Source organism: Qipengyuania gaetbuli (assembly GCF_009827315.1).
Lineage (GTDB): Bacteria > Pseudomonadota > Alphaproteobacteria > Sphingomonadales > Sphingomonadaceae > Qipengyuania > Qipengyuania gaetbuli.
The window spans coordinates 1,535,402-1,561,210 of sequence record NZ_WTYF01000004.1 but is presented as its reverse complement, the minus strand read 5'-3'; the positions used below and the strand labels follow the sequence as shown (position 1 = coordinate 1,561,210).

At 65.6% G+C, this 25,809-nt stretch carries 26 protein-coding genes; 15 read left to right on the top strand and 11 right to left on the bottom strand.

Features of this window, described 5'->3' with window-relative positions:
* Positions 1-5 precede the first annotated feature (5 nt).
* Both GRI42_RS10140 and ald read left to right on the top strand, forming a co-directional pair.
* Positions 6-1,556, top strand: a complete 1,551-nt coding sequence (locus GRI42_RS10140) for a DUF389 domain-containing protein (protein WP_160608381.1) — start codon at positions 6-8, stop codon at positions 1,554-1,556.
* Between the two features lie 78 nt (positions 1,557-1,634).
* The gene (gene ald / locus GRI42_RS10135; RefSeq protein ID WP_160608380.1) at positions 1,635-2,750 is read left to right on the top strand and encodes an alanine dehydrogenase; all 1,116 of its coding nucleotides are present in this window, start codon (positions 1,635-1,637) and stop codon (positions 2,748-2,750) included.
* Here ald and GRI42_RS10130 read toward each other — a convergent pair whose 3' ends face one another.
* Genes GRI42_RS10130 through GRI42_RS10120 form a run of 3 tightly spaced genes read right to left on the bottom strand, consistent with a single transcriptional unit; the run spans position 2,751 to position 6,681 of the window.
* Positions 2,751-3,146 carry an acyl-CoA thioesterase gene (locus GRI42_RS10130; protein ID WP_160608379.1) on the bottom strand — a complete coding sequence of 132 codons (396 nt, stop codon included), beginning with the start codon at positions 3,144-3,146 and terminating at the stop codon, positions 2,751-2,753.
* Entirely contained in the window at positions 3,143-4,534 is a 1,392-nt protein-coding gene (locus GRI42_RS10125; RefSeq protein ID WP_160608378.1) for a hypothetical protein, read from the bottom strand. Before GRI42_RS10125 ends, GRI42_RS10130 begins: the two co-directional genes overlap by 4 nt.
* Complete coding sequence (locus tag GRI42_RS10120) at positions 4,531-6,681, bottom strand: S9 family peptidase (protein WP_199800455.1); 2,151 nt, start codon at positions 6,679-6,681, stop codon at positions 4,531-4,533. Before GRI42_RS10120 ends, GRI42_RS10125 begins: the two co-directional genes overlap by 4 nt.
* A gap of 155 nt (positions 6,682-6,836) precedes the next feature.
* On the opposite strand from GRI42_RS10120, the gene GRI42_RS10115 reads away from it, so the two are divergent.
* The 5 genes from GRI42_RS10115 to GRI42_RS10095 all read left to right on the top strand — a co-directional run bounded on the left by GRI42_RS10115 (position 6,837) and on the right by GRI42_RS10095 (position 12,161).
* Positions 6,837-8,642 (top strand): aminopeptidase P family protein, encoded by a 1,806-nt coding sequence (locus GRI42_RS10115; RefSeq protein ID WP_160608377.1) that lies wholly within the window; start codon positions 6,837-6,839, stop codon positions 8,640-8,642.
* Between the two features lie 60 nt (positions 8,643-8,702).
* Positions 8,703-9,098: a VOC family protein gene (locus tag GRI42_RS10110; RefSeq protein WP_160608376.1), complete on the top strand. Its 396-nt coding sequence runs from the start codon at positions 8,703-8,705 to the stop codon at positions 9,096-9,098.
* Positions 9,099-9,292: 194 nt separating this feature from the next.
* Positions 9,293-9,967, top strand: coding sequence for an EF-hand domain-containing protein (locus GRI42_RS10105; RefSeq protein ID WP_160608375.1), 675 nt, complete (start codon positions 9,293-9,295; stop codon positions 9,965-9,967).
* 47 nt (positions 9,968-10,014) lie between these two features.
* Positions 10,015-10,749 carry a response regulator gene (locus GRI42_RS10100; RefSeq protein ID WP_160608374.1) on the top strand — a complete coding sequence of 245 codons (735 nt, stop codon included), beginning with the start codon at positions 10,015-10,017 and terminating at the stop codon, positions 10,747-10,749.
* Entirely contained in the window at positions 10,749-12,161 is a 1,413-nt protein-coding gene (locus GRI42_RS10095) for an ATP-binding protein (protein WP_160608373.1), read from the top strand. The genes GRI42_RS10100 and GRI42_RS10095 overlap by 1 nt, the downstream gene beginning before the upstream one ends.
* Here the strand turns inward: GRI42_RS10095 and GRI42_RS10090 are convergent.
* Positions 12,158-13,684 carry a helicase HerA-like domain-containing protein gene (locus GRI42_RS10090; protein ID WP_160608372.1) on the bottom strand — a complete coding sequence of 509 codons (1,527 nt, stop codon included), beginning with the start codon at positions 13,682-13,684 and terminating at the stop codon, positions 12,158-12,160. The two genes, GRI42_RS10095 and GRI42_RS10090, sit on opposite strands and share 4 nt — an antisense overlap.
* Positions 13,685-13,792: 108 nt before the next feature.
* Here GRI42_RS10090 and pabB point away from each other — a divergent pair, with 108 nt between their 5' ends.
* From pabB to GRI42_RS10050, 8 genes are all read left to right on the top strand, one after another.
* Entirely contained in the window at positions 13,793-15,601 is a 1,809-nt protein-coding gene (gene pabB, locus GRI42_RS10085) for an aminodeoxychorismate synthase component I (RefSeq protein ID WP_160608371.1), read from the top strand.
* Complete coding sequence (locus GRI42_RS10080) at positions 15,602-16,258, top strand: RluA family pseudouridine synthase (protein ID WP_160608370.1); 657 nt, start codon at positions 15,602-15,604, stop codon at positions 16,256-16,258. It abuts the gene before it with no gap.
* A complete protein-coding gene (arfB, locus tag GRI42_RS10075) occupies positions 16,251-16,655 on the top strand; it encodes an alternative ribosome rescue aminoacyl-tRNA hydrolase ArfB (RefSeq protein ID WP_160608369.1) in 405 nt (134 codons plus the stop codon). Before GRI42_RS10080 ends, arfB begins: the two co-directional genes overlap by 8 nt.
* A gap of 131 nt (positions 16,656-16,786) precedes the next feature.
* A complete protein-coding gene (rpmG, locus tag GRI42_RS10070) occupies positions 16,787-16,954 on the top strand; it encodes a 50S ribosomal protein L33 (RefSeq protein ID WP_050601641.1) in 168 nt (55 codons plus the stop codon).
* A gap of 90 nt (positions 16,955-17,044) precedes the next feature.
* A complete protein-coding gene (locus tag GRI42_RS10065) occupies positions 17,045-17,707 on the top strand; it encodes a LolA family protein (RefSeq protein WP_160608368.1) in 663 nt (220 codons plus the stop codon).
* A gap of 265 nt (positions 17,708-17,972) precedes the next feature.
* Entirely contained in the window at positions 17,973-18,770 is a 798-nt protein-coding gene (gene xth, locus GRI42_RS10060) for an exodeoxyribonuclease III (RefSeq protein WP_160608367.1), read from the top strand.
* Positions 18,771-18,805: 35 nt separating this feature from the next.
* Positions 18,806-19,828 carry a GTP cyclohydrolase II gene (ribA, locus tag GRI42_RS10055; protein ID WP_160608366.1) on the top strand — a complete coding sequence of 341 codons (1,023 nt, stop codon included), beginning with the start codon at positions 18,806-18,808 and terminating at the stop codon, positions 19,826-19,828.
* Positions 19,825-20,325, top strand: coding sequence for a GNAT family N-acetyltransferase (locus GRI42_RS10050; protein ID WP_160608365.1), 501 nt, complete (start codon positions 19,825-19,827; stop codon positions 20,323-20,325). The genes ribA and GRI42_RS10050 overlap by 4 nt, the downstream gene beginning before the upstream one ends.
* Here the strand turns inward: GRI42_RS10050 and asd are convergent.
* From asd to recQ, 7 genes are read right to left on the bottom strand one after another with little or no spacing between them, the layout of a single operon-like run.
* Positions 20,322-21,164 carry an archaetidylserine decarboxylase gene (gene asd / locus GRI42_RS10045; protein ID WP_160608364.1) on the bottom strand — a complete coding sequence of 281 codons (843 nt, stop codon included), beginning with the start codon at positions 21,162-21,164 and terminating at the stop codon, positions 20,322-20,324. The genes GRI42_RS10050 and asd overlap by 4 nt on opposite strands.
* Positions 21,165-21,192: 28 nt before the next feature.
* Entirely contained in the window at positions 21,193-21,456 is a 264-nt protein-coding gene (locus GRI42_RS10040) for a DksA/TraR family C4-type zinc finger protein (RefSeq protein WP_160608363.1), read from the bottom strand.
* Positions 21,457-21,504: 48 nt separating this feature from the next.
* On the bottom strand, positions 21,505-22,518 hold the full coding sequence (locus GRI42_RS10035; RefSeq protein ID WP_325065323.1) for a right-handed parallel beta-helix repeat-containing protein: 1,014 nt from the start codon (positions 22,516-22,518) through the stop codon (positions 21,505-21,507).
* Between the two features lie 32 nt (positions 22,519-22,550).
* Positions 22,551-22,811: a hypothetical protein gene (locus GRI42_RS10030; protein ID WP_160608362.1), complete on the bottom strand. Its 261-nt coding sequence runs from the start codon at positions 22,809-22,811 to the stop codon at positions 22,551-22,553.
* Between the two features lie 2 nt (positions 22,812-22,813).
* Positions 22,814-23,017, bottom strand: a complete 204-nt coding sequence (locus GRI42_RS10025) for a toxin-antitoxin system HicB family antitoxin (RefSeq protein ID WP_160608361.1) — start codon at positions 23,015-23,017, stop codon at positions 22,814-22,816.
* A 23-nt stretch (positions 23,018-23,040) separates the two neighbouring features.
* The gene (locus GRI42_RS10020; RefSeq protein ID WP_234033928.1) at positions 23,041-23,952 is read right to left on the bottom strand and encodes an SPFH domain-containing protein; all 912 of its coding nucleotides are present in this window, start codon (positions 23,950-23,952) and stop codon (positions 23,041-23,043) included.
* A 56-nt stretch (positions 23,953-24,008) separates the two neighbouring features.
* Complete coding sequence (gene recQ / locus GRI42_RS10015) at positions 24,009-25,793, bottom strand: DNA helicase RecQ (RefSeq protein ID WP_160608360.1); 1,785 nt, start codon at positions 25,791-25,793, stop codon at positions 24,009-24,011.
* Positions 25,794-25,809 lie beyond the last annotated feature (16 nt).

The following is a 25,809-nucleotide window of genomic DNA, read 5'->3' as shown; positions in this document are numbered from 1 at the left end:
ACACGATGGCCCGTATCGTCACGCCTGAAGCCGAAGAAGCGGACCGCCGCCCCACGCCGGGCTGGGTTCACAGTCCGATCGGCCGGGCGCTGGTCCCGCTGCGCCGGTGGTGGTTCGACAGCGTTATCGAGGGCGTCGACCATTCCGCCGTTATCGCCAAGGTCGCCGGCGAGAGCGATACCAGCCCGCGCTATATCTTCATGATCATGATGTCGGCGGGCATTGCCATCCTCGGCATGCTGTTGTCTTCGCCGGCGGTCGTCATCGGGGCCATGCTGCTGTCGCCGCTGATGAGCCCGATCATCGGTGCGGGCTTCGCGCTGGCCTCGGGCAAGATCAAGTGGCTCAAGATCAGTATCCGCGCACTCGCCATCGGGACGATTGCGGCGGTCCTCTTCACTGCGCTCATCGTGCTTGTCTCGCCGCTGCAGACGGTGACGCCGGAGATCGCGGCCCGTACGCAGCCGAACCTGTTCGACCTGCTGGTGGCGTTGTTCTCCTCGCTGGCAGGCTCTTACGCACTCATTCGCGGACGCGAAGGCACTATCGTGGGCGTCGCCATCGCCACGGCCTTGATGCCGCCGCTGGCTGCCGTCGGTTACGGCCTTGCCACGGCCAACTGGACCGTCTTCGGCGGGGCGCTGGCGCTCTATGTCACCAACTTCCTGACCATCGCCCTGTCGGCGACGGTCATGGCGCGCCTCTACGGTTTCCGCACCGATCTGTCGGCGCGGCAGGGCTGGTTCCAGAACGTGGGGATCTTCGTGGTCTTCATCGCGCTGGCGATCCCGCTCGGCTTTTCGCTGCGCGACATCGCCTTCGAGGCCACCTCGCAGCGCGTGGTGATCGACACGATTTCCGACAGTTTCCCGGCCAAGGCGCGGGTCAGCGATACCGTTATCGACTGGGATGCCGAGCCGCTGCAGATCAGCGCCACGGTCTTTACGCCGCAGTTCAACACGGGCGCGAACGATGAGATCAAGCGCCGCCTCGAGCGCCGGTTCGAACGGCCCGTCACAGTGGTCATCGAACAGCTGCGCGTAGGCGCGGACCCGGGCGCGGCCGAGCAGGCCGAACTGGTCAAGGCGCGCGCGGAACAGCAGGCTGCGGCGACCGAACGGCAGATCTCCGAAATGGTCGGCGAGCTCGCCATGGTCGCAGGCGTCCCCAAGACCGAGGTCACTGTCGACCGCGACAACCGCCGCGCAGTGGTCGAGGCATCGCAGCTGCCCGGCCTGACGCTGGATGGGTGGCGGATGCTGGAAGGCCGTGTCGATGCAGGCATGCCGGGCTGGACCATCGAACTGCACCCGCCGATGCTGCCGCTTCCCGCCATTACGCTGATCGATGGCCAGCCGGACGAGGCGGGCAAGGTGGCCATGGACGTCATCGCTTGGGCTTCGGAGCGCCGCGACCTTGGTGTCGTGGTGGCGGGTAGGGGCGAGGCCCTCGATTCGGTCGCTACGGCATTGCGGGCAAAGGGCGTGACACTAACGCAAACCGACGGCGGCTCCGCCAACCGTATCGAAGTGCGCTGGCAGGCGCTTCCGCAATAAGATTTCGCGCGCCCCGCCCGTGCTTGCCGGTGGGACGGCGCGGGCGTAACGGCTGGTTCCGAGAAGGAGACCCAGGCAATGCGCATCGGCTGCCCCAAGGAAATCAAGAACCACGAATATCGCGTCGGCCTGACGCCCGAAAGCGCGCGCGAACTGACCGCACGCGGCCACGAGGTGTGGATCGAGACCGGCGCCGGTCTCGGCATCGATGCGACCGATGCGCAGTACCAGGCCGCCGGTGCGAAGATCGTCGACGGGCCGGACCCGATTTTTGCCGAGTGCGAAATGGTGGTGAAGGTCAAGGAACCGCAGGCGGTCGAACGGGCCAAGCTGCGCGAAGACCAGATCCTCTACACCTACCTCCACCTCGCGCCCGATCCGGAGCAGACCAAGGAACTCGTGGCGAGCGGTGTGACCGCGATCGCCTATGAAACGGTGACCGGACCCAACCGGACGCTCCCGCTGCTGAAGCCAATGAGCCAGGTCGCAGGTCGCATGAGCGTGCAGGCCGGCGCCACCGCGCTCGAAAAGGCCCATGGCGGCCGCGGCGTGCTGCTGGGCGGCGTTCCGGGCGTGATGCCGGGCAAGGTCGTCGTCATCGGTGGCGGCGTGGTCGGCTTCAACGCGGCGCAGATGGCAGCGGGCCTCGGCGCCGATGTCACCATCCTCGACCGCGATCCCGAAGTGCTGGAGCGTGTCGGCACGCATTTCGAAAGCCGCGCCAAGACGCGCTTCTCCAATGTCGCGAACCTGCATGATGCAGTGTGCGGTGCGGACCTCGTCATCGGTGCAGTCCTGATCCCGGGCGCTGCCGCACCGAAGCTGGTCACCCGCGAGATGCTGGGCGACATGCAGAAGGGCGCAGTCCTCGTCGACGTCGCGATCGACCAGGGCGGCTGCTTCGCAACCAGCCGTCCCACGACCCATGCAGAGCCGACCTATGTGGTCGACGACATCGTGCATTATTGCGTCGCCAACATGCCCGGTGCCGTCGCGCGCACCAGCACCTATGCGCTGAACAACGTGACGCTGCCGCACGCGCTGCGCATTGCCGATCTTGGCTGGAAGGAAGCCCTGCGCACCGACCCGCACCTGGCAGAAGGCCTCAACGTGCACGCCGGCGAAGTGACCTATGAAGCCGTCGCGCGCGAACTCGGCTACACTTACCGCCCGACCAGCGAGCTCGTCGGCTGATCAGTCCCGGAAGGGTGCCAGCACTTCGCTGCGCACCCTGACGAGGCGCTGGGTTTCCCGGTCGAGCATCGCCCATGTGGTCGATGCCGAGACGATGACCTTGCCCGCCTCGTTGCGGAACTCGACGCGGCGAACGGATGTCGCCCCGCGCGGTTCGCCCTCGATCCAGGTCCGGCCGGTGACTGTCTGGCCTTCGTCGACATTGCCGCGGTAATCGATCTCGTGGCGTGTCACGACCCAGAAACAGGTGGCACGGTCTTCCTCGCGTGCGGCACTTTCCCAGTGGCTGGTCGCAAGGTCCTGGATCCACTGGACCCAGACGGCATTGTTCACGTGGCCGAGCTCGTCGATGTGCTCGGGCCGGGCGGTGAATTCTTTCGAAAACAGTTTGGTCATGCGGTGCATCCCGGTGCGCGGCGGCCCACGCGCGCCAGCATGGCGCAAAGGTCTGCCTGCGGGTCGTCGGACCCGTCGTGGATGAAACTGCGGACGCGCGCGGCCAGTTCGCGGTCCTTGCTCTCGCGGGAGAGCTGGGCGAGCCAGTCGCTCACCGACACGATCCCGTCGCCGCCCTTGTCGCGGCGGTTCGCATCGATCAGCGAACGCCAGAAATTGAAGAAGTCGCGCGATCCGTTCTGCTGCGCCGCCCCTTCGGCGATCATGCCGAGCACGGTGCCGCAGGCATAATTGGCACGGTAGTCGCGGCGGTTGTCAGCCTCGTCGAGCGGTCCCTTGGAGGACAGATCGATACAGTCCTTCCACTCGCGCGCGATATCGAAGCCGGGCTCGTAAGCCGGGTCGATCGACTGGGTCAGGCGATACGCGAGCAGCGTCGCGCCGCCTTCGCTGATCCAGGCCGCCGTCTCGTCGGGATGCCTGACCGTCTGGCCGAGCCAGAAATGGGCAGTTTCATGGGCGAGGAACCAGCGGACTGGCTGGATCTCGTCGGCTCGCTCTTCGAGCATGCTTTCGCCTTCGAAACGCAGGGTGACCATCCCTGGAAGAACGCTTCCTCCCCGCGTTATGACATCCGCAGTAGGTCCGGCCCATGTCGCTAGGATCGTGGGGTCACTGTCCATCGCATGCGGCCCCAGCCGCGCAGCCAAACCGTCGAGTAGTCGGGGGACCAAGAAATGAAGCTTTGTTCGCATCCAAGCGGGGATCCCCGGGTCGATGATCGCGGTAAGATGGGGTGTCGTCACAAGCTGGGGTGTTCCGACAATCACGTAGGTATTGAGATCGGCGGTCTTTACCGATGCGACCTTCTCCCCGTCGGCGATGAACCCACTGTCGTCGGATCTGAAAGTGAGTTCGGTGAGGGGCGCTTGTGAGGGCGCGTATCCATCTGCGCCTGTCCAGGGCCAAATCTGAAAATGACCGGTATAAAGCGCGACGGTGCCATCGCTGAAAACCATGGCCGGGTGATAATCGGCGTTTAGGTCCCCATCGAAGAGATCGAATTCGATCGTCACATTTTCCGGCATGGTCGTCCCGGTGGCGCGCAGCAGATCACGTTCGCCTTCGCGCACCAGTTCCACTCCCGGCGTGATTATTCGCCAAGTCGCTAGGCGCCAGCTGGCATCGAGTTGGCTGGATCGATTGGAACGAACAAAGGCCCATTCCTTATGGTTGCCCGGAAATTCGAACGTTGCGAACCACTGCTCGTCTTCCTGCGAGACGGTTACGCGGAGCGGTCGCGCGGCGGCGCTCTTGCTGTCCTCCGCCGCCAGCGGCGCTGCGAAAGCAGCAAGGAGGAGGGTGAGCGCCCCCCTCACCAGCCTCATTTGGTCATCCCGAGCTGCCACAGGATGAAGGCGTATTCCTCGGCCACCTCGTAGATCGAGGCGAAGCGGCCCGACTTGCCGCCGTGGCCTGCTCCCATGTTGGTCTTGAGGAGCAGCTCGTTGTCGTCGGTCTTGTATTCGCGCAACTTGGCGACCCACTTGGCAGGTTCCCAATAGGTGACGCGCGGATCGTTGAGGCCGGCGGTGACCAGCAGCGGCGGATAGTCCTGCGCGATGACCTGGTCGTAAGGCGAGTAGCTGAGGATGTAAGCGAAGGCCTGCTTGCTCTCGATCGGGTTGCCCCATTCAGGCCATTCGCCCGGAGTCAGCGGTAGGTCCTTGTCGAGCATGGTGTTGAGCACGTCGACGAAAGGCACATGCGCCACCACCGCGCCCCACAGGTCGGGATCGGTGTTGAGCACCACGCCCATCAGTTCGCCGCCGGCCGAACCGCCGCTGGCGGAAATCTTGCCCTTCTGCGTGTAGCCCCTGTCGATCAGGCCCTTCGCCACGTCGACGAAATCGTTGAACGTGTTGGTCCGCTCGTTGAGCTTACCCTGCAGGTACCAGTTGCGGCCCAGATCGTCGCCGCCGCGGATATGCGCGATGGCGAAGGCGAAGCCTCGATCGACCAGGCTGAGGCGCGTGGTCGAGAAGTTCGGCGGATATGCAAAGCCGTAAGCGCCGTAGGCATAAAGGTGCAGCGCGCCGCCCATGGGGCGATCTTTCAGGCTGACGATGCTGACCGGCACCAACGTACCGTCGCGTGCCTTCACCTCGATCCGCTCGACCTTGTAGAGCGAGGGGTCGTAACCGCTCGGGATTTCCTGCTGCTTGAGGAGTTCCAGCTCGCCCGTTTTCACGTGGTAGTCGAACACCGAATCCGGCGTGACCATGCTTTCATAGGCGAGGCGCAGCCTGTCGGTATCGTATTCCGGATTGTTCGACAGGCCGGTCGAAAAGCTCGCCTCGGTAAAGGCGACCGGCTTGACCAGGTTCGGGTCCGCGTACGAACGCAGCTGGATCTGGTCGAGGCCGCGCAGGCGCCCTTCGGTGACGTAGAAGTCCTTAAACAGCTCGAAACCCGAAAGGTAGAATTCGTCCGAGCCGGGGATTAGCGTCTTCCATTCGCCGGGCTTGTCGAGGCTGGCCGTGGCGAGGCGGAAGTTCACGTGATCGTCGTTGGTGTGCACGTAGAGGACGCCGTCGCGCACATCGACGTCATACTCGCGGCCACGCTTGCGCGGGGCGACGAGGATCTGCTCGCCGGTCGGATCGTCGGCGCGGACCAGGCGGATCTCACTCGTCTCGTTGTCGCCGGTGGCGATGACCAGCCAGTCTTCCTGTGCGGTCAGGCCGGTAGCCACGCTGAAGCCTTCTTCTTCTGTTTCGCGGTAGAGTTCGACGTCCTCGGACACCGGCGTGCCGAGCACGTGCAGCGTCGCGTCATGGGTACGCCACTGTTCGGTGCTCTTGCCGTAGACGATGCCCTTGTCGCCCATGACCCAGGTCGGGCCGGAACGCGTGCCGGGAATCTCGTCCGCCAGCATCTCGCCCGTCTCGAGGTCCTTGATCACGATGGTGAAGCGTTCGGACCCGTTGGTGTCGGTCGAATAGGCGAGATAGCGACCGCTCTTCGACACAGAGAAAGCACCGAGGCGGAAATAGTCGAGCCCTTCGGCAAGCTGGTTCTCGTCGAGGATCAGCACCTTGTCGCCGCCGGCCACCGGCTTGCGGTACCACTTGCGGTATTCCGCGCCTTCCTCGAACTCGGTCCAGTAGAGCCAGTCGCCGTCCTTCTGCGGCACTGTGGAATCGTCTTCCTTGATGCGCGCCTTCATCTCTTCGTAGAGTTCGTCGACGAGCGCCTTCTGCGGCTCCATCCGCGTCTCGAACCAGGCGTTCTCCGCCTTCACATAGGCGAGGATGTCCTCGTCATCGACGACTGGATAACCCTGGTCCTTCAGCCAGTGATAGGGGTCGGAAATCGTGATCCCGTGGTGGGTATAGGAATGGTCGCGCTTCTCTGCAGTGGGCGTCGAGGTCGGTGCAGTCACGGAAGTCCCTTCGGATGTTTGCGCGGCAATGGGGGCGCCGGCGAGAAGTGAGGCAGCAGATAGGCACGCGGCCATTCGCTTCAAAGACATGAATCATTTCTCCCCGGGGCGGCACAAAGGTGGAAAGCCGTGCCGCGAGTGGCTAAGTTGGCAAAGTGACTATGCGGCGGGACGCCCCGCCGCAAGCGCGCTCTCCACCGATGCGGGAGGGCGCCCGACGAACGAATACTGGAAGGATCGCCGCCATGCTGATGCAGACCCACGAAGCGCGTCTCGATGCGCTCAGGACCGAACTCGAAAAGCGGGGCCTCAACGGTTTCGTCGTGCCGATTTCCGACGAGCACATGAGCGAATATGTCGGCTCCTATGCCCAGCGCCTGCACTGGCTGACCGGCTTCGGCGGCAGCGCGGGCAGCGCGGTCGTGCTGAAGGACCGGGCCGCCATGTTCACCGATGGCCGGTATACCGTGCAGGTGCGCGAGCAGGTCGACGGCAAGCTCTACGATTACGAGGATGTGCCCGCGACGAGCCCGGCCAAGTGGATCGCCGCCAATGCGCCTCAGGGCGCGAAGATCGGCTACGACGCATGGCTGCACGGCATTGGCTGGGCGGAAGAGGCTGAAAAGCTCTTCGCCAAGAAGGGCATCGAACTGGTCGCGGTCGACGGCAATCCGATCGACGCGGTCTGGGGCGACCGGCCCGAGCCGAGCAAGGCGGCGGCCGTCCCGCACGACGAACGCTTCGCCGGCCGCTCCAGCGCCGACAAGCGCGCCGAGATCGCCGACTGGCTGAAGCGCGAAGGATACGACGCGACCGTAATCAGTGCGCTCGATTCGGTGGCATGGCTGCTCAACATGCGCGGCACCGACGTCGACAATACGCCGGTCGCGCTGTCCTATGTACTGGCCCATGCCGACGGCACGGCCGAGCTGTTCATCGCACCGGACAAGGTCACGCCGGAACTCTCGCAGCACCTCGGCAATGCCGTGCGCATTCGCGACCGCGACCAGTTCGAGCCTGCGCTGGCAGAACTCGCGGGCAAGACCGTGGCGGTGGACCCCAAGCATGCCGTCGCAGGTATCTTCCACGCGCTCCAGGCGGGCGGGGCGAAAATCGTGCGCGACGATGATCCGACAGTCCTGCCCAAGGCTATCAAGAACGAGGCCGAACGCCAGGGCCACCGCGATGCGCAGGCGCGCGACGGCGCGGCCATGGTCAAGTACCTGCGCTGGATCGAAGAGAACGCGCCTTCGGGCGAAATCGACGAACTGGGTGCGGCGGCCAAGCTGCGCGAATTGCGCGGCCTCAGCCCCGACATGAAGGATACCAGCTTCGACACCATCAGTGCCGCAGCCGGCCACGCCGCCCTGCCGCACTACAAGGTGGACGAGGACAGCAATATCCCGATCCCGCCGTCCAGCATCTACCTGTGCGATTCGGGCGGCCAGTATCCCGACGGAACTACCGATATTACCCGCACCGTGTGGGTCGGTCCGGGCGAGCCGACTGCGGAAATGATCGACCGAAACACCCGCGTGCTGAAGGGCCATATCGAGCTCGATCTCGCCCGCTTCCCCGACGGGACGCCGGGCGGTGCGCTGGACGTGCTGGCGCGCATGCACCTGTGGCAGGCGGGCATGGATTACGGCCACGGCACCGGCCATGGCGTCGGCAGCTACCTGTCGGTCCATGAAGGCCCGCAGCGCATCTCCAAGCCGGGCGGTGCGTTCCCCGGAACGGAGACCCCGCTGCGCGAAGGCATGATCCTGTCGAACGAGCCGGGCTACTACAAGCCGGGCGCCTACGGCATCCGCATCGAGAACCTCGTGCTGGTGGTCGATGCACAGATCGAGGGTAGCGAGGGCAAGTACCTCACCTTCGAGACGCTGACCCACGTGCCGCTCGACCGCAGGCTCGTCGACAAATCGCTGCTGACCGAGCGCGAGATCGCATGGTGGAACGCCTATCATGCCAAGACCCGCGATATTCTCGCGCCGCAGCTCGAAGGCGACGACCTCGCCTGGCTCGAACGGGAATGCCGCCCCTTGTAGCGCGCCAAATGTTCCCGTAATGTTCCGACGGTCGCGAGTCGTATTCGAAGGAGCAGGCTGATGATCGGTTACGTTACACTGGGGACCAATGACCTCGCGCGAGCGGCGAAGTTCTATGACGCCATCGCCGCCGAAATGGGCGTCGGGCGCATGATGGATTTCGACACCTTCATCGCCTGGGGCAAATGGGATGGCGGGGCCGGCATCGCTGCCACCAAGCCGTTCGACGGCGAAGCGGCAAGCGTTGGCAACGGCACGATGGTGGCGCTTGAAGCGAAGGACCGCGACCAGGTCCAGCGGCTCTACGACATCGCACTCAGCCACGGCGGGTCCGACGAAGGCGCGCCCGGTCCGCGCGGCGAGCCGGACGAGAACGGCTTGGTGTTTTACGCTGCCTATTTCCGCGATCCGGATGGCAACAAGCTCAACGCCTTCCTCATGGACAAGGTGGCCTGAGCCGGGCGGGACCTTGCGCCTGAGTGAACGCGGCGGCGTGGCTGCGACAAAGCGATACAATTCGTCCTGTTTGCGGCATAAAGCTGCGACATGGCGCGCCTAGACAAGGGGGCATGAGCTGCGGCGCTGTCCCTACAGACCCTCCCCCCAGACCCCGGCGCGTCGCAGCTCTCCCGTTTTCAGGAGATTGAACCATGAAGAAGATCGCCCTTTCGCTTTCGGCAGCCGCCCTTGCCCTGACCGGCACCGCCGCGCTCGCCAACCATCACGGCCAGCGGCCCAATCCCGATGCCAATGGCGACGGCAATGTCACCCGCGCCGAAATGACCGCCCATGCCGACAAGGCCTTTGCCCGCATGGACGCGAATGGCGACGGCGCCATCAATGCGCAGGACCGCACCGGACACCGCCAGGAGATGTTCGCCAAGGCGGATGCCAATGGCGATGGCGAGCTCTCGCAGGCCGAGCTGAAGGCCATGCACGAAGCGCGCAAGGAACGCCGCGAACAGCGCCGCGAAGCCCGCGCGCCACAGCGCGAAGCCCGCATGGCCGAACATTTCGCACGCATGGATACCGACAAGTCGGGTGGCCTTTCGCAGGAAGAGCTGAAAGCCATGCACGAGGCGCGCGGCGAACGCGGCAAGGAAGCGCGCAAGGGTCGCCGCGGCGGACGTGGCGGCGGCATGCAGATGCTGCGCACGGCCGATGCCAATGGCGACAAGAGTGTGACCCGCGCCGAATTCGACGCGGCCCTCAAGGCGCACTTCGCCAATGCGGATACCGACGCCAACGGCGTGATCACCGCCGAGGAACGCCAGGCCATGCACGAGGCGCGCAAGGAGCGCCGCATTGAACGCCGCGGCCAGTAAGGCGCTTGCTCCACCCTATGCCCGCACGGTAGGCGCAGTGACGAGACATGACCGAAACTGCGCCCACCAAGCTCCTGCTCGTCGATGACGAGCGCACCTTGCGCGAACCCCTGGCCGAATATCTGACCGGGCAGGGGTTCGTGGTGCAGGAAGCCGAAAGTGCTGCTGCCGCGCGCAACCTGCTGACGCGCGATACGCCCGATCTTGTCCTGCTCGACATCATGATGCCGGGCGAGGACGGCCTGTCACTCTGCCGCCACCTCGTCGAGAGCCGCGGCCTGCCGGTTATCCTGCTGACCGCCAAAGGCGAGGCGATGGACCGGATCATCGGCCTCGAAATCGGCGCCGACGACTATGTCACCAAGCCCTTCGAACCACGTGAATTGGTCGCCCGCATCCGGTCGGTCCTGCGCCGCGCGGACCGCGTGCCCGACCAGGCCGACGAGGAAATGCTCTATTCCTTCGAGGGCTGGCAGCTCGATCCGCTGAAGCGCCGCCTGACCGATCCTGAAGGGACGCTGGTGCCCATCTCGACCGCCGAATTCCGCATGCTGCGCGCGTTCTGCGACCATCCCCGCCAGGTCCTCGACCGCGACCGCCTGCTCGACATGGTGCAGGGACGCGAGGCGCAATTGTTCGACCGTGCGGTCGACAACCAGGTTTCTCGCCTGCGCCGCAAGATCGAGGCGGACAGCCGCGACCCGCAACTTATCCAGACCGTGCGCGGCGGCGGCTACCGGCTCGCGGCCGATGTCGTGCGCATTCAGGGCGGGAAGGGCTGATGCGCCTGATGCCGCGTAGCCTGCTGGGCCAGGTGATGCTGGCGCTCGCCGTAGCCCTGCTCGCCGCGCAGGCGATTTCGGCGACGCTGCTCTACCGGGCGTCCGAACAGCGGCGCGAACTTGCGCTGATGCATGCCGCCGCTTTCCAGCTCCTCGCCGGCTCGCAGCGTAGCGAGGGGGGGCGGGACTATCGCGCCATCGATCGCGAGATGGCACGCCCCCTACGCCCCCGCGGCGACGGTCGCACGCGCCTGCCGCGCCGCTTGCGCTACATCGAAAGCGCGGCGAGCCCCTTGAAGCCGGGCGAAACACGCATGGCCGAGCGCGAGGAAATGCTGGCAGGCCTGCTCGAGACGCAGGGCATTCCAGTCGACCGGGTCGAAATGACCATCCGCCCGATGCGCGAGGACGAACGGGTCCTTCAACTCATGCGCGATCGGCCCCGCCTGCGCCGGCTGCACGGCGACATGCCATCTGACCTGCTGGTCGTCGGACTGCGCCAGCAGGGCAGCGACACGTGGCAGGTCGCGCGCCTGCCTGTCCCGCAGCGCGACCGCGCCCCGGTCCGCACGCTGATCATGCAGAGCATCATCATGTTCGTGCTGCTGGTGGGCATCCTCTATCTGGTGCTGCGCCGGATAACCCGCCCGCTCAATGCACTGGCGGAGCGCACAGCACGGTTCGGCACTTCGGGCGTGGCTGCGGAGCCGCTCGAACCGACGGGCCCGGATGATGTCAGCCGCCTGATCACCGCCCACAACGCGATGGAAGCGCGCATCGGCGCCATGCTCGATGAAAAGGACGTGATGCTGGGCGCCATCGGACACGACCTCAAGACACCGCTCGCCGCCTTGCGCGTGCGCGTCGAGGGTGTGGAGGATGCAACCGCGCGCGAACGCATGGCGGAGAGCATCGAGGACATCACCCGCACGCTCGACGACATCCTTTCGCTGGCGCGCGTCGGCAGGGCCAACGGGGACGCGGAACGCACCGACCTATCCGCCCTGGCCGCCTCCGTGGTCGAGGAATTCGAGGACATGGGCGAGCCCGTCACCCTGGCCGAAGGGGAACGGCTGGTCGCCCCGGTCCATGTCACATGGCTCAAGCGGGGGCTCCGGAACCTCGTCACCAATGCGCTGCGCTACGCAGGGTCCGCCCGCGTGGCAGTGCTGCGCGGCGAGGGTGGCATAGTCCTCCGCGTCGATGACGAGGGGCCGGGCATTCCGCCCGACCGCATTGCCGACATGCTCGAACCGTTTGCTCGCGGCGAAGCCAGCCGCAACCGATCGACCGGCGGTGCCGGCCTCGGCCTCACGCTGGCGCGCGCGGTGGCCGAACAGCACGGCGGCAAGCTGGTGCTGGCAAACCGCCCGGAAGGCGGATTGAGAGCGGAAATCCGCCTGCCGGCCTAGCGCATCAGCCCGCCGACGATATTGCGCACGAAGGCGTTGAGCCCGGTGCGCACCGGGTCGGCGCTCGACTTCTTGCCCAGCACCGTCGCCACCGCGATCGAGGTGAGCGAGCCTGCAGCCGCAGTGGCAGCGGCCTTGCCGGCCTTGCCCCACATGGACGTCGTCTTGCGGCTGCGCTTGGCAACTTCCTCGCGGCCTTGCTCCTCGACTTCGGCGGCGGTGGCGGAGGCGTCCGCGGCCTTGGCGGCCAGCACTTCCTCGGCACTCTCGCGGTCGACCGCTTCGTCGTATTTCCCGTCGATGTCGCTCACCGAATTGATGATCGCCCGCTCTTTCTCGGTCACCGGGCCGAGGCGGGAATGGGGCGGCTTGATCAGCGTGCGCTGGACGATGGAAGGCGCGCCGTCCTCGTCGAGCGTGGACACCAGCGCCTCGCCCACTTTCAGCTGGGTGATCGCCTCGGCGACATCGAGGTCGGGATTGATGCGGAAGGTTTCGGCGGCCGCCTTGATCGCCCGCTGGTCGCGCGGGGTGAAGGCGCGCAGCGCGTGCTGCACGCGGTTGCCCAGCTGGCCGGCAATCTTTTCGGGAATGTCGATCGGGTTCTGGGTGACGAAATAGACACCCACGCCCTTGGACCGGATGAGGCGCACGACCTGCTCCACCTTGTCCTCCAGCGCTTCGGGTGCGCCGTCGAACAGCAGGTGCGCCTCGTCGAAGAAGAACACCAGTTTGGGCTTTTCGGGATCGCCCACCTCGGGCAGGGTTTCGAACAGTTCGGCGAGCAACCACAGCAGGAAGGTCGCGTAGAGCTTGGGGCTGCGCATCAGAGTGTCGGCGGCAAGTACGTTGATGACGCCGCGCCTCTGGTCGTCGACCTTGAGGAAATCGTCGATCTCCAGCGCCGGCTCGCCGAAGAAGCGGTCGGCCCCTTGCGATTCGAAGCTCAGCAGCTGGCGCTGGATCGCCCCGACCGTGGCCCGAGCGACATTGCCGTACTTGCCCGACATCTCGCTCGCATTCTCGCTCGCGAAAGCCAGCATCGACTGCAAGTCGCCAAGGTCGAGCAGCAGCAGGCCGTTATCGTCGGCATAGCGGAAGATGATGTTGAGCACGCCTTCCTGCGTCTCGTTGAGATCGAGCAGGCGGGCGAGCAGCAGGGGCCCCATCTCCGACACCGTGGTGCGGATTGGGAAGCCTTTCTCGCCATAGAGGTCCCAGAAGACGGCTGCGTTATCGGCATAGGCATAGTCGTCCATGCCCAGTTCCTTCGCCCGGCTTTCCAGCTTGTCAGCGTGCTTGAACTGGGGCGAGCCGGCCGTGGAGATACCGGAGAGGTCGCCCTTCACGTCGGCGACGAAGACCGGCACGCCGTGCGCGGAGAAGCTTTCCGCAAGACCTTGCAGCGTGACCGTCTTGCCGGTGCCCGTCGCACCCGCGATCAGGCCGTGGCGATTGGCCTGCGCCAGCCGCAGGAACTGGTTCTCGCCATTTGCGCCTAGACCCAGGAAAATATCGTCCATCGACCCTCTGTCCCTCTCGTCAACTGTCGGCTGCGGTGTGGCGCAGGGGGAGCGGCAAGGTCAAGCAATCCCTCGACATGAGCGGCGGCTGCGGTAAAGGCTTGGCCCATGGCGGGCCGCGAACCTTTCGTATTTCTCGACGATGCACGCGATCATGGTGCAGCAGATGCGCTGCTCTATTCCGGCCCGCGCCAGCTGTTCATCGCCTCCCGCCCCGACGAGGTGGCCGGAGCACTGGCGGCGGCCGATGCCGCACGCCGCGAAGGCGGGGAACTGGCAGGCTATATCGCTTACGAGGCTGGGCTCGCGCTGGAGGATCGGCTGTCTGGTCTTGCAGCGGAGAAGTCCGGCGGTTCAGGGCCGCTGGTCTGGCTCGGCCTGTTCGACGAGCCGGAGCGGATCCCGGCTGGCGAGGTGGAAGCATGGCTGCAGGCAAGGGCGGAAGGGACCGGAAGCGTCGGGCCGCTCGAGCCGCAGCTTTCGCCGGGCGGATATGCCGCCGCCTTCGAGCGGCTGCAGGAAGCCATCCGCGCAGGCGATATCTACCAGGCAAACCTGACCTTCCCGCTGGCGGGCAATTTCACCGGCGATCCCATGGGCCTTTATGCCGCGCTGCGACCGGCAGCGCAGGCGGGCTATGGCGGCGTGATTTTCGACGGGTCACACTGGCTACTCAGCCTCAGCCCCGAACTTTTCTTCTCGCTGAAAGGGCGCGAGGCCAAGGCCAAGCCGATGAAGGGCACCCGCCCGCGTTCGGCAGACCCGGTGCAGGACGCCGCGCAGGCTGCGGAACTGGCGGCTTCCGTCAAGGACAAGGCCGAAAACCTGATGATCGTCGACCTGATGCGCAACGACCTCGCCCGCGTGGCCGAGGCAGGCAGCGTGCGTGTGGACGAACCGTTCGCCGTCGAAAGCTATCCGACGGTCCACCAGATGGTCAGCGTCGTGCGCGCAAGCCTGAACGAGGAAGCCGGCGCCATCGACCTCGTGCGGGCGCTGTTCCCTTGCGGCTCGATCACCGGTGCACCCAAGATCCGCGCGATGGAGTTGATCCACGAGGTCGAGCGTGACCCGCGCGGGCCCTATTGCGGGGCGATCGGACGGATCGGCGCGGACGGCGATGCCGCATTCAACGTCGCTATCCGCACGCTGCGCCTGACCGAGATCGAGAACAGTCGCGGCAAGGCCGTGCTCGGCGTTGGCGGAGCAATCGTGGCCGACAGCGATGCGCGCAGCGAATGGCGCGAAGCCGTGCTCAAGGGAGCCTTCGCCCGCGCGTCCTCGCCTGCCCACAAGGCAGCCCAATTCGACCTGCTCGAAACCATGCGCTTCACTCCGGAAGAAGGCATCGCCTTTCTGGAAGAGCACTTGCTGCGCATGAAGAACAGCGCGGCAGAGCTCGGCTTTGCCTTCGATCGCCACGAAGCGCGCAACCAGCTCCATGCGCTGTGTTTCGTGGTCGAGAAGGCGAGCCGGATCAGGCTGATGGCCGCCCGCTCGGGCGCCTTGGCGCTCGCGGTGGAGGACATGCCGCCGGCCTGGAGCGAACCTGCGGCATGCGTGCTGCTGCCGCTGCCGGTCGATCCGGGTGACTGGCGCCTGCGGCACAAGACCAGCGACCGCGGCTTTTACGAGGACGCGCAGAGCGTGGCGCGCGCCAACGGGGCACAGGAAGCGATCTTCGCGCGCGAGGACGGGCTTGTGACCGAAGGCTGCGTCACCAATATCTTCGTCGAGCGCGATGGCGTATTGCTGACCCCGAGGGCCGAGAGCGGCCTGCTTTCGGGCATCCTGCGCCAGCACCTCCTCGAAACGGGAGAAGCGCGGGAAGCCGACCTTACCATCGCCGACCTGGAAGCAGGTTTCTTCCTCGGCAATTCCCTGCGCGGCATGATGCGCGCAAGACTGAAAGACTAGATGACCGACATTTCCATCCTGTTCGAAGACGGCGAAGCCCTTGTCATCTACAAGCCCGGCGGCCTGCCGATCGAACGCCCGCGCAAGGGTGGCCGCAGCCTCGAGGACCATTTCGCGCAGCTGCGTCTCGGTTTCCAGCGCGACCCCGTGCCGGTGCACCGGATCGACACCGATACCAGCGGCTGCCTGCTGCTGGCCCGCAATCCCAAAGCGCTGAAACGCTTCGCCAAGGCCTTCGAAGACCGGCTGGTGGGGAAGCGCTATCTGGGCATCCTAGCCGGCGTGCCGTCGGACGCGGAAGGGACGATCGAGCTGTCGCTGTCCAAGATCAGCAGCGCCGAGAAGGGCTGGCGCATGATCGCGGCGAAGAAGGGCAAGCCTTCGGTGACGCACTGGAAGCTCTTGGGCGAAAAGGATGGGCGCGCGCTCGTCGAATTCCGCCCGGAGACGGGGCGCACCCACCAGATCCGCATCCACTGCCAGGCCGGCCTCGGCCTGCCGCTGCTGGGCGATCCGGTCTATGGCGATGGCAAGGGCGCACCGCGCACCATGCTCCATGCCGCAGGGCTGGTCGTGCCGCGGGACAAGAAGGACCCCATCGAGGCGACCGCTCCCTTGCCGCGCGATTTCGCGGCCCTCGGATTTTCGGATGGGTAGGATCGTCGACAAGGCGATGGAAATTGCCGAGGAGAAGTTCATCGCTTCTTCCGGCCCGGGCGGCCAGAACGTCAACAAGGTCGCCACCGCAGTGCAGCTGAGGGTCGACGTCTTCCAGCTGGGCCTGCCACCCGACGCCTTCGAGCGGCTGAAGGAACTGGCCGGCAGCCGGTTCACGCAGGATGGCGAGATCGTGCTGACCGCCAACGAGCACCGCACGCAGGAACGCAACCGCGAGGCGGCCCGCGCACGGCTGACCGCAATGCTCACCGAAGCGCTGACGCCGCCGCGCAAACGGGCCAAGAGCCGAGTCAACCGCGTCGGCAAGGTCAAGCGGCTGAAGGCCAAGAAAGCCCGCGGCGAGGTGAAGGCGAACAGGGGCAAGGTGCAGCTCTAGGCGCACGGCGCTGCACGCTTGACTTTCGCCCGTGAATCGCCCAATGGGCGCGCCGGACGGCGGTGCAGCTCGCGCCGCCCTTATTTTTTCGGCCCTGAAACGGCCCATCTTTAGATCTTTAGGAACACGCCATGGCGAAGCCCGCAACCGTCAAGATCAAGCTCGTCTCGACCGCCGACACGGGCTTCTATTACGTGACCAAGAAGAACCCCCGTAACCACACGGAAAAGTTCACCTTCCGCAAGTACGATCCCGTCGCGCGCAAGCACGTCGAGTTCAAGGAAGCCAAGATCAAGTAATCGGCCGCGGGCGGATGCCCGGGCTAGCTGAACGGCGGGAACGCATCGAGTTCAGTGACAGTTCAATGCTCCGACGCTAAATCCCGGAGCATGAACACCTTGACCATCTTCAAGACCAAGCCTTTCGCATCGGCCATCGCACTCGCGGTGGCCGCAGCGATTCCTGCATCCTTCGTCGCCGCGCCGGCTCCTGTCGAAGCGGCCGCCGGCGATCTCGACCGTGCGGTTGAGGCCCTGCGCGGCATCAGCACGATGAAGGCCGATTTCGTCCAGACCGACCGCAATGGCCAGTCGGTCTCGGGCGTCATGACGCTGAAGCGCCCCGGCAAGATCCGCTTCGAATACGAAAAGTCGGTGCCTCTGCTCGTCGTCTCGAACGGCAAGTCGATGTACATGGTCGACTACGAGGTGAACCAGGTCCAGCGTTGGCCGATCAAGAATTCGCCGCTCGGTGCGCTGCTCGATCCCAGCCGCGACGTGAAGCAGTACGGCAAGCTGATCCCGACCGGCCATGGCGATGTCATCAGCATCGAGGTGCGCGATCCCAAGCGGCCCGAATTCGGCGCGATCACGCTGATTTTCTCCCGCGATGCAGCCTCGCCCGGCGGCCTCAGGCTGACCCACTGGGTAGCGCTCGATTCGCAGAATCATCGCACCACCGTGCGCCTGCGCAACCATCGTTACGGCGTGTCGGTGGCCGACAGCGCGTTCACGTTCCGCGATCCGCGCAAATCGTCCCGTCGCCCGGGGTAAACGCTCTGGCGACGAACCGTTCGCCTGATGCGATTTTCCGCTGTGCAATGTTCATTGAGCAGCAAGCCGGGGACGCCTATTTATGAGTCTACGAAGCGACGGAAGGCAATTTCCCCCCTGTTGATTGCCACCCCTCAAAATCGCTTCGTTCCAAGCGTGACGAACGCTCACAAGGAACCCTCGAGCCATTTGCCCCCGGCTCGAGGGTTTTTTGTTGTGCGCGGCAGGGTGGACCGACCGCCTTTGCGGCCCTATCTCCGCCCGCATGGTCTCAGTCGCTTCCTGGAACATCAATTCCGTCCGCCTCCGCATGCCGATCGTCGAGCGCTTCCTTAGGGAACAGGCGCCCGACATCCTCTGCTTGCAGGAAATCAAGTGCCAGGAGCACCAGTTTCCTTTCGAAGCCTTCCGCGCGCTCGGTTACGAGCATTTCGCGATCCACGGGCAAAAGGGCTATCACGGCGTCGCCACGGTCGGGAAAGTGCCCTTCCGCGATTTCTCCAGGCACGACTGGCAGGACAATGGCGAGGCGCGCCATGTTGGCGTGGAGCTGACCGACCCGCAGTACCAGGCCATGATCGTCGAGAATGTCTACGTGCCTGCAGGCGGCGACGAGCCCGACCGCGAAATCAATCCCAAGTTCGGCCAGAAGCTCGACTTCCTCGAGCGCATGACCCGCTGGGCGGACAAGGTGGATCGCCCGACGCTGATCGTGGGCGATTTCAACATCGCCCCGCTCGAAAGCGACGTGTGGAACCACAAGCAGCTGCTGAAGGTGGTCAGCCACACGCCGATCGAGGTGGAGGCCCTGCAGCGCTTCATGGACGCGCACGGCTGGGCCGATATCGGGCGCGAGCACATTCCTGCCCCTGAACGCTATTACAGCTGGTGGAGCTACCGCGCGAAGGACTGGCAAGCGAACGATCGCGGGCGGCGCCTCGACCACATGTGGGCGAGTCCCGAACTGGCAAAGCAGGCAACCGGTCACAGAGTGCACGAGGATGCGCGCGGCTGGGAAAAGCCGTCTGACCACGTTCCGCTGGTGACGGAGTTCACGTTCTGAACGCAGCCTCGCCTTCCCGCCGCGCGGCGCAGGCGGTGGACGCGCTCCGCCATGGCTGGCCGCTGGCGATCGCGGGTGCGCCGCTGCTCCAGCCGGTGGAGACGGCGTTTGGCGAAGTGTCGGGCGACACCATGCTAATTTCCGCGAGCCGGGCGGCAACGCTCAAGCTGGCGAACCAGCGTGAAGCGGCAGTTCCGCGCCAGCCCGTGCTGCTGCGCGGGGCGGAAGGTTTCGACCTGGCGCACGCATTGGCGGCTGCGGACCCTGCGCTCGACCTCAATGCCCCGATGAAAGGCCCGTTCAAGGCCATGCCGTTCGCATGGGAAGAACAGGCCCGCGCGGCGCTCGAACTGGCGCGCATTGCCGGAATCCTGCCCGCCTTCCTGGTCGATCCGGTCGGAGCGGGAGAACCGGTCGCGCTCGAAGCGGCCGACCTTGCGGAATTCTCGGACGCGCAGGCACTGCGGATCGCCTCGCGTGCGCACTTGCCGGTTAAAGCGGCTCCCGAAGCGAAGATCGTCGCATTCCGCAGTCCGGACGATACGCGCGAACACGTGGCGCTCGTCATCGGAAAGGAGCGGTCGGACCGTCCGCCGCTAGTGCGGCTGCATTCCGAATGCCTGACCGGTGACGTGCTCGGCAGCTTGAAGTGCGATTGCGGCCCACAGCTTGACGCTGCGCTCCATGCGATGGCCCATGAAGCGGGCGAGGGCGGCTGGGGCGTCCTGCTCTACATGCGCCAGGAAGGGCGCGGCATCGGTTTGATCAACAAGCTGCGCGCTTACCGCCTGCAGGACCAGGGCTTCGACACGGTCGACGCAAACACCCGTCTCGGCCTGCCGGACGAGGCGCGCGATTTTCCCACGGCTGCGCGCATGCTCGACCTGCTCGGCGTGCGCGATATCCGGCTGATGACGAACAATCCGGCCAAGGTCGATGCGCTCGCCGCCCACGGTGTCAGCATTACCGAGCGTGTGCCGCACGCCCTGCCGGACAACCCGCACAACGCCCGCTACCTTGCAACCAAGCGCGACCGGGCGGGCCATTTGCTGCCATGAGCGCGATCACCATCCGGCCGGAGCGCGACGGTGACGAGGCGGTCATCCACGAACTCACCGAGGCTGCCTTTCGCGACATGCCGTTCAGCGAGGGGGACGAGCAGGACCTCGTCGATGCGCTGCGGAACGAGGGCGACCTGACCCTATCGCTGGTTGCCGAAGACGGAACACGGATCGTCGGCCACATCGCTTTCTCCCGAGTCGCGATCTCGGACGGGACGCGGGACTGGTACGGCCTCGGCCCGGTCAGCGTCTGGCCCGAGCTACACGGGCAGGGCATCGGCTCGGCGCTGGTCAGGCGCGGGATCGCGGACATGCGGGCCAAGGGTGCGAAAGGCATCGTGCTGCTTGGCAGCCCGGACTATTATGGCCGCTTCGGGTTCGAGCACGACCCGCATTTGCAATATCCGGGGCCGCCGCCGGAATACTTCCAGCGGCTGGTACTGGATAGCCCCGCGCCGAACGGCGTCGTGCGCTACGTGCCCGCCTTCGGCTAGAGGCGCCGGCCCAGCGCCTGCCCCATGCGGACGGCGTCGCCGGGCTTGAACTCGGCCAGCCATTCGACCTTGCCCGGTTCGAAAAGCAGCACCACGGTCGAGCCGAGGATAAAGCGGCCCATCTCGTCGCCAGCGGCGAACCGATGTTCGTCCGATTGGAAATCGCGGCGCTTGAGCCGGGGCGAATGAGTTTCTTCCAGCCCCGACCACACGGTCTCGATACCTGCGACAATCATTGCGCCAACCATGACGCTGGCAAAGCTGCCGTCGGGCCCGTCGAACAGGCAGGCAAGCCTCTCGTTGCGGGCGAACAGGCCGTCGACATTCTCCGCCGTGACCTGGTTCACCGAAAACAGTTCACCGGGAACATAGGTTGCCGATGCCAGCGTTCCGGCTGCGGGCATGTGAACGCGGTGATAATCGCGCGGGCTGAGATAGATGGTGGCAAAGGCGCCGCCTTCGAAGCGCGCTGCCGCCTCGGTATCGCCGCCCAGGAGCTGCGTTGCCGTGAAGTGCCTGCCCTTGGCCTGGAAGATGCGTCCCTCTTCCACGCGCCCGATCTGGCTGATCGCGCCGTCGGCAGGAGACAGGATGAACTCCTCCGCATCAGCCAGCGGGCGGGCGCCGGGCTTCAGTTCGCGGGTGAAGAAGTCGTTGAAGCTGCGGAATTCGCCGATGCCGCGCGCCGCCTCTCCCATGTCGACGTCATAGGCGTCGATGAAGCGGCGGATCATCAGGTCTTTCAGCCAGGGCACTTCGCTCGAGGCGAGCGCCCCTGCCGAACGCGAGACCGCGTGATGCGGCAGGATATGCTGGAGCCAGATGAAGGGTGAGGACATGGGGGAGCGCCGTGGACGCAATCGCGCTTCAGCGCAACTGGCTGTCCTTGCTGCCGCGCCGGTTTATCGCCGAATGGCGAACCGCTGTATCGCGGCCCGACTGGCACGCGACACAGGTGCGCACGCCCGGCAGGGCCTCGCGGCGTTTCTCCGGGATTTGCTCGCCGCATTCGTCGCAATATTCGGCGCTTTCCCCGCGCGGCATTCGCGCGCGTGCAGCCCTCACTGCGTCGCTCACCGTGTCGTCGATCTGGTCCTGAACCGCGCCGTCGCGCGCCCATCCGCCTGCCATGGTCCTAACTCCTCGACCCAAGAACGGGTGTAGGGGCAGAGGCGTTCCTCAGCGGGTTTCGAACGGCTTGAGATTGGGGCCGAGCGCATTCCTGCCGATAGCCAGCCGGTCGCCCGTCCAGTCTGCCACGAATACCGGTTGACGAGTGATGCCGGGCGCAAGGCGGGCATCGTTGCCCTCTATGACGAGGCCGTCGGAGGAATATTTCGCGCCTTCCGCTCCAACGGCGATCAGGGTCGACCAGTTTTCCTTGTCCTTGCCCTGAACGAACCAGTTGCCGGTGATCGATCCCGCACCGCCGGAGGGCAGGTCGATCATGTAGTTGGTGCCGCGACCGCCGGTATCGTCGAAGCTATTGTCGGAAATCGTGTTCCGCGAGGCGCGCGACTTCACATAATGGCCGCCGCGCCCTTCCTCGAACCGGCTGCGGGTGACGACCAGTTCGCCATAATCGCCGATGTAGATCGAATGTGCGCAGCCGCCGCGTCCTTCGCAGGTGCCGAGACGGGTGAAGGTCGACTTGTCGATGGTGATGCGGCTCTGCTTGCCGTTGACGGTCAGGATGCCCTGTTCGCTGTCGCGGAACCAGCTCTGGCTCACGTCCAGCGTGCCGTTTTCGAGCCGGATGCCCGCACCGTTCTTCTCGGGCACGCGCATGTTGGTGAAGGTGAGGCCCGTGACACGCGCCGCTTTGCCGCGCAGGACCAGTGCGGCCTTGCCTTCGCAGATCGTGCCGTTGAGCACTGTCCGGCCCGGTTCTTGCGCGCGGTATTCGATGCGGCCCGAGCGCTGGATAGCGCATTGTTCGTGGATGCCGGGAGCGATGAGGATCGCCGCATCGCCGTCACCCACGGCATCGACTGCCGCTTGCAGGCTGGAGAAGCCCTGGCCTGTTGCCGCGATGGTAAAGCTTGAAGAAGCCGGCTGCGCCATGACCGCGGCAAGCGGGATGGCCGCGACGGCAAATGCCGCGACGCCGCCGACGAACCAGCGCGGCAAGCGTTCGGCGGCAAGGGCGAAAGGCGAAACCATCACTTTTGCATAGGAGATAATGGTTAACATCGCGGAAAGACTGCCCTCCGCGACGGCCGAAATCAATCGTCCCCGCCCCAACGCCACTTCCAGCCGCCACGAGTCTTGGCCTTGGCGATGTACATGAGGGCGATTGTCGCGACGAAGAAGATGGCAAAGCCCGTCGCCCCTCCGATCTCGGCATCCCATTCGATGAGCAGTGCCACCGAGAGGGCGATCGCGATGTAGCCGATAAGCAGCGCCCAACCCTGCCACGCGATCGGCAGGCCCGCGCCGTATCCGTAGCGTTTCGGAGCGAACCAGCCTTGGTCTTCCTTGCTCATCCTCAATCCTCCCTGGCAGGCCGTCCGCGCTGGGGCTGCGGGCTGGTCTTCACCCTGATCCCGCGCCGCTCCAGCGCTTCGCGCAGCAGCATCTCGATCTGCGCGTTGGCGCTCCTGAGTTCGTCTGCCGCCAGGCGCTCGATCGCGGCATGGACTGCCGGATCGAGACGCAAGGCGAAGGCTTTCTTTGCTGGTGCTTTGGCCACGAGGCCTCTCCGTCAGGCGCCGATCAGTAGATCGAACCGGCGTTCACCACCGGATGGGCGTCCTTCTCGCCGCACAGCACGACGAGCAGGTTCGAGACCATGGCAGCCCGGCGTTCGTCGTCGAGGTGGACGATATCGTCCTGTGCCAGTTTGGTCAGCGCATCCTCGACCATGCCCACCGCGCCGAGCACGATCTTAGCGCGTGCCGCGATCACCGCATCGGCCTGCTGGCGTTTGAGCATCGCGCTGGCGATCTCGCTGGCATAGGCGAGGTGGGTGAGGCCCGCCTCGTCGACTACGACGCCGGCGACCTTGAGCCGGTCGTTCAGTTCTTCCAGCAGCTCGCGGTTCACGGTTTCCGCGCCGCCGCGCAGCGTCACTTCCTCGCCTTCGAAATCGTCATAGGGGTGGCGCGAACCGACCGTGCGGAGGCCCGCCTCGATCTGGATGTTCACGAACTCCTTGTAATCGTCGACGTCGAAGCTGGCCTGCGCGGTGTCGCGCACGCGCCATACGACGTTGCAGGCGATCTCGATCGGGTTGCCGCGCAGGTCGTTGATCTTCACGCGTTCCGAATGGACGTTGTGCGCGCGGGCGGAAATCTTGTTGCGCCCCATCCACGGCCAGATCCAGCGCAGCCCCTCGGTCCGCTCCGATCCCTTGTATTCGCCGAACAGCGTGATCACCACGGCCTGGTTCGGCTGGATCATGAAGAAGCCGGCCGAAATGACCAGTACCGCGGTGACCGAGAACACCAGCGAGCCCACGAAGAGGATCTTCGCGCCCTTCGATGCCCCGCTTTCGGGCGCCATGCCCGGCAATACGAATGCCAGCAATGCGATCAGTGCAACCAGCACCAGCAGCATCACATAGCCGTTGTAACTCGTGGCCACGCTTTCGCGGCTTGTCTTCATCCCTGTTAGTTCGACGGACATCTCACACTCCTTCGATATAATTATGATATCATGATTATATCAAAAGATGCGGGTCGTCAATGATTCGCGATTTCCCTCAGGAAGCGCTCGCCATAGGCATCGAGCTTCTTCGCGCCGACGCCGCCGAGCCGGCCGAGTTCGGCAAGGCTCGACGGTCGCGATGCGGCCATTTCGCGCAGCGTCGAATCGTGGAAGATCACATAGGGCGGGACCTGTGCTTCCTGCGCCAGTTCGCGGCGCAAATCGCGCAGCGCCTCGAACAGCGGATCGCCCACGGGATTCGCTGCCGCATCGCCCCGGCGCGAACGCGAACGGCGCGGCGGCACGACGATTTCCACCCCGCGCTCGCCCTTCAGGATCTCGCGCGCGGCACCGCCCAGCGCCAGCCCGCCGTGTTCGGTCGGGACGAGGTCGCCGCGGGCCTGCAGCGCGCGGCCAAGCGGCTGGAGCAGGCGCGCCTCCTCGCCCTCGACGATGCCGAAGACGCTCAGGCGGTCGTGCCCGCGCTGGCGCACGCGCTCGTCTTCTGCGCCGACCAGCACCTTCTGGAGGTGGCCCATGCCGAAGCTCTGCCCGGTGCGGTAGACCGCCGAAAGCAGCTTGCGCGCCAGCTCGGTGGCATCGGTCACGGCAGGCGGGTCGAGGCAATTGTCGCAATTGCCGCAAGTCTCCGGCGGATCTTCCCCGAAATGGCGCAGCAGCACGGCCCTGCGGCACTGCGGTGTCTCGACCAGCCCGGCAAGCGCGTCGAGCCTGGCGCGTTCGGCGTTGCGGCGGTCTTCGGGCACTTCGGCCAGCCGCTGGCGCGCCGTGGCGAAATCGCCCGCGCCCCAGAACATCGTCGCAAGCGAAGGATCGCCGTCGCGCCCCGCGCGGCCCGTTTCCTGGTAATAGCCCTCGATCGACTTGGGTACGCCGACATGGGCGACGAAGCGCACGTCCGGCTTGTCGATGCCCATGCCGAAGGCGATAGTGGCCACGATCACCATGTCCTCGCTGGCGACGAAGGCGGCCTGGTTCGCCGCGCGCGTCTCCGCCGGCAGGCCCGCGTGATAGGGCAGCACGCTGCGACCTGTCGCCGCGGCCAGCTTTTCGGCAAGCTCCTCCACCTTGCGGCGCGTCTGCGCGTAAACGATGCCCGGACCCGGCTGGCGTGCCATGAGATCGGCGATCTGGCGCACCGGGTTGTCGCGCGGGCGGATCGCGTAGCGGATGTTCGGCCGGTCGAACCCTGCCAGCACCAGCCCGTCATCGGGAATGCCGAGCTGGGCCATGACGTCGCGCCGCGTCTGGCTGTCCGCCGTCGCGGTCAGGGCAAGGCGTGCAACCTGCGGGAACTGGTCCATCAGCGGGCGCAGCATGCGGTAGTCGGGGCGGAAGTCGTGACCCCATTCCGAGACGCAATGCGCCTCGTCCACAGCGAACAGGGCGATCGGCGCCGCGGTGAGGAAGTCGCGGAAGCCCTGCTGGCTGGCCCGTTCGGGCGCGACGTAGAGCAGGTCGAGCTCGCCTGCGCGGAAGGCGTCCTGCGTCTCGCGCCAGTCGGCATCGGCACTGGTCAGCGTGGCGGCGCGGATGCCGTTGGCCCGCGCGCTGCGCAACTGGTCGTGCATCAGCGCAATCAGCGGGCTGATGACCACGCAGGTCCCTTCGAGCATGACTGCGGGAAGCTGGTAGGTGAGCGACTTGCCAGCCCCTGTCGGCATGACCGCCAGGGTGGACTGGCCGTGCAGCACCCGCTCCACCACGTCCTCCTGCCGGCCGCGAAACCCGTCGAAGCCGAAAGTCGCGCGCAGGGCCGTGCGGGCGCGTTCGAGTTCGGAGGTCGCAAGCGGGGACATGCCACCCCTCTTGCGG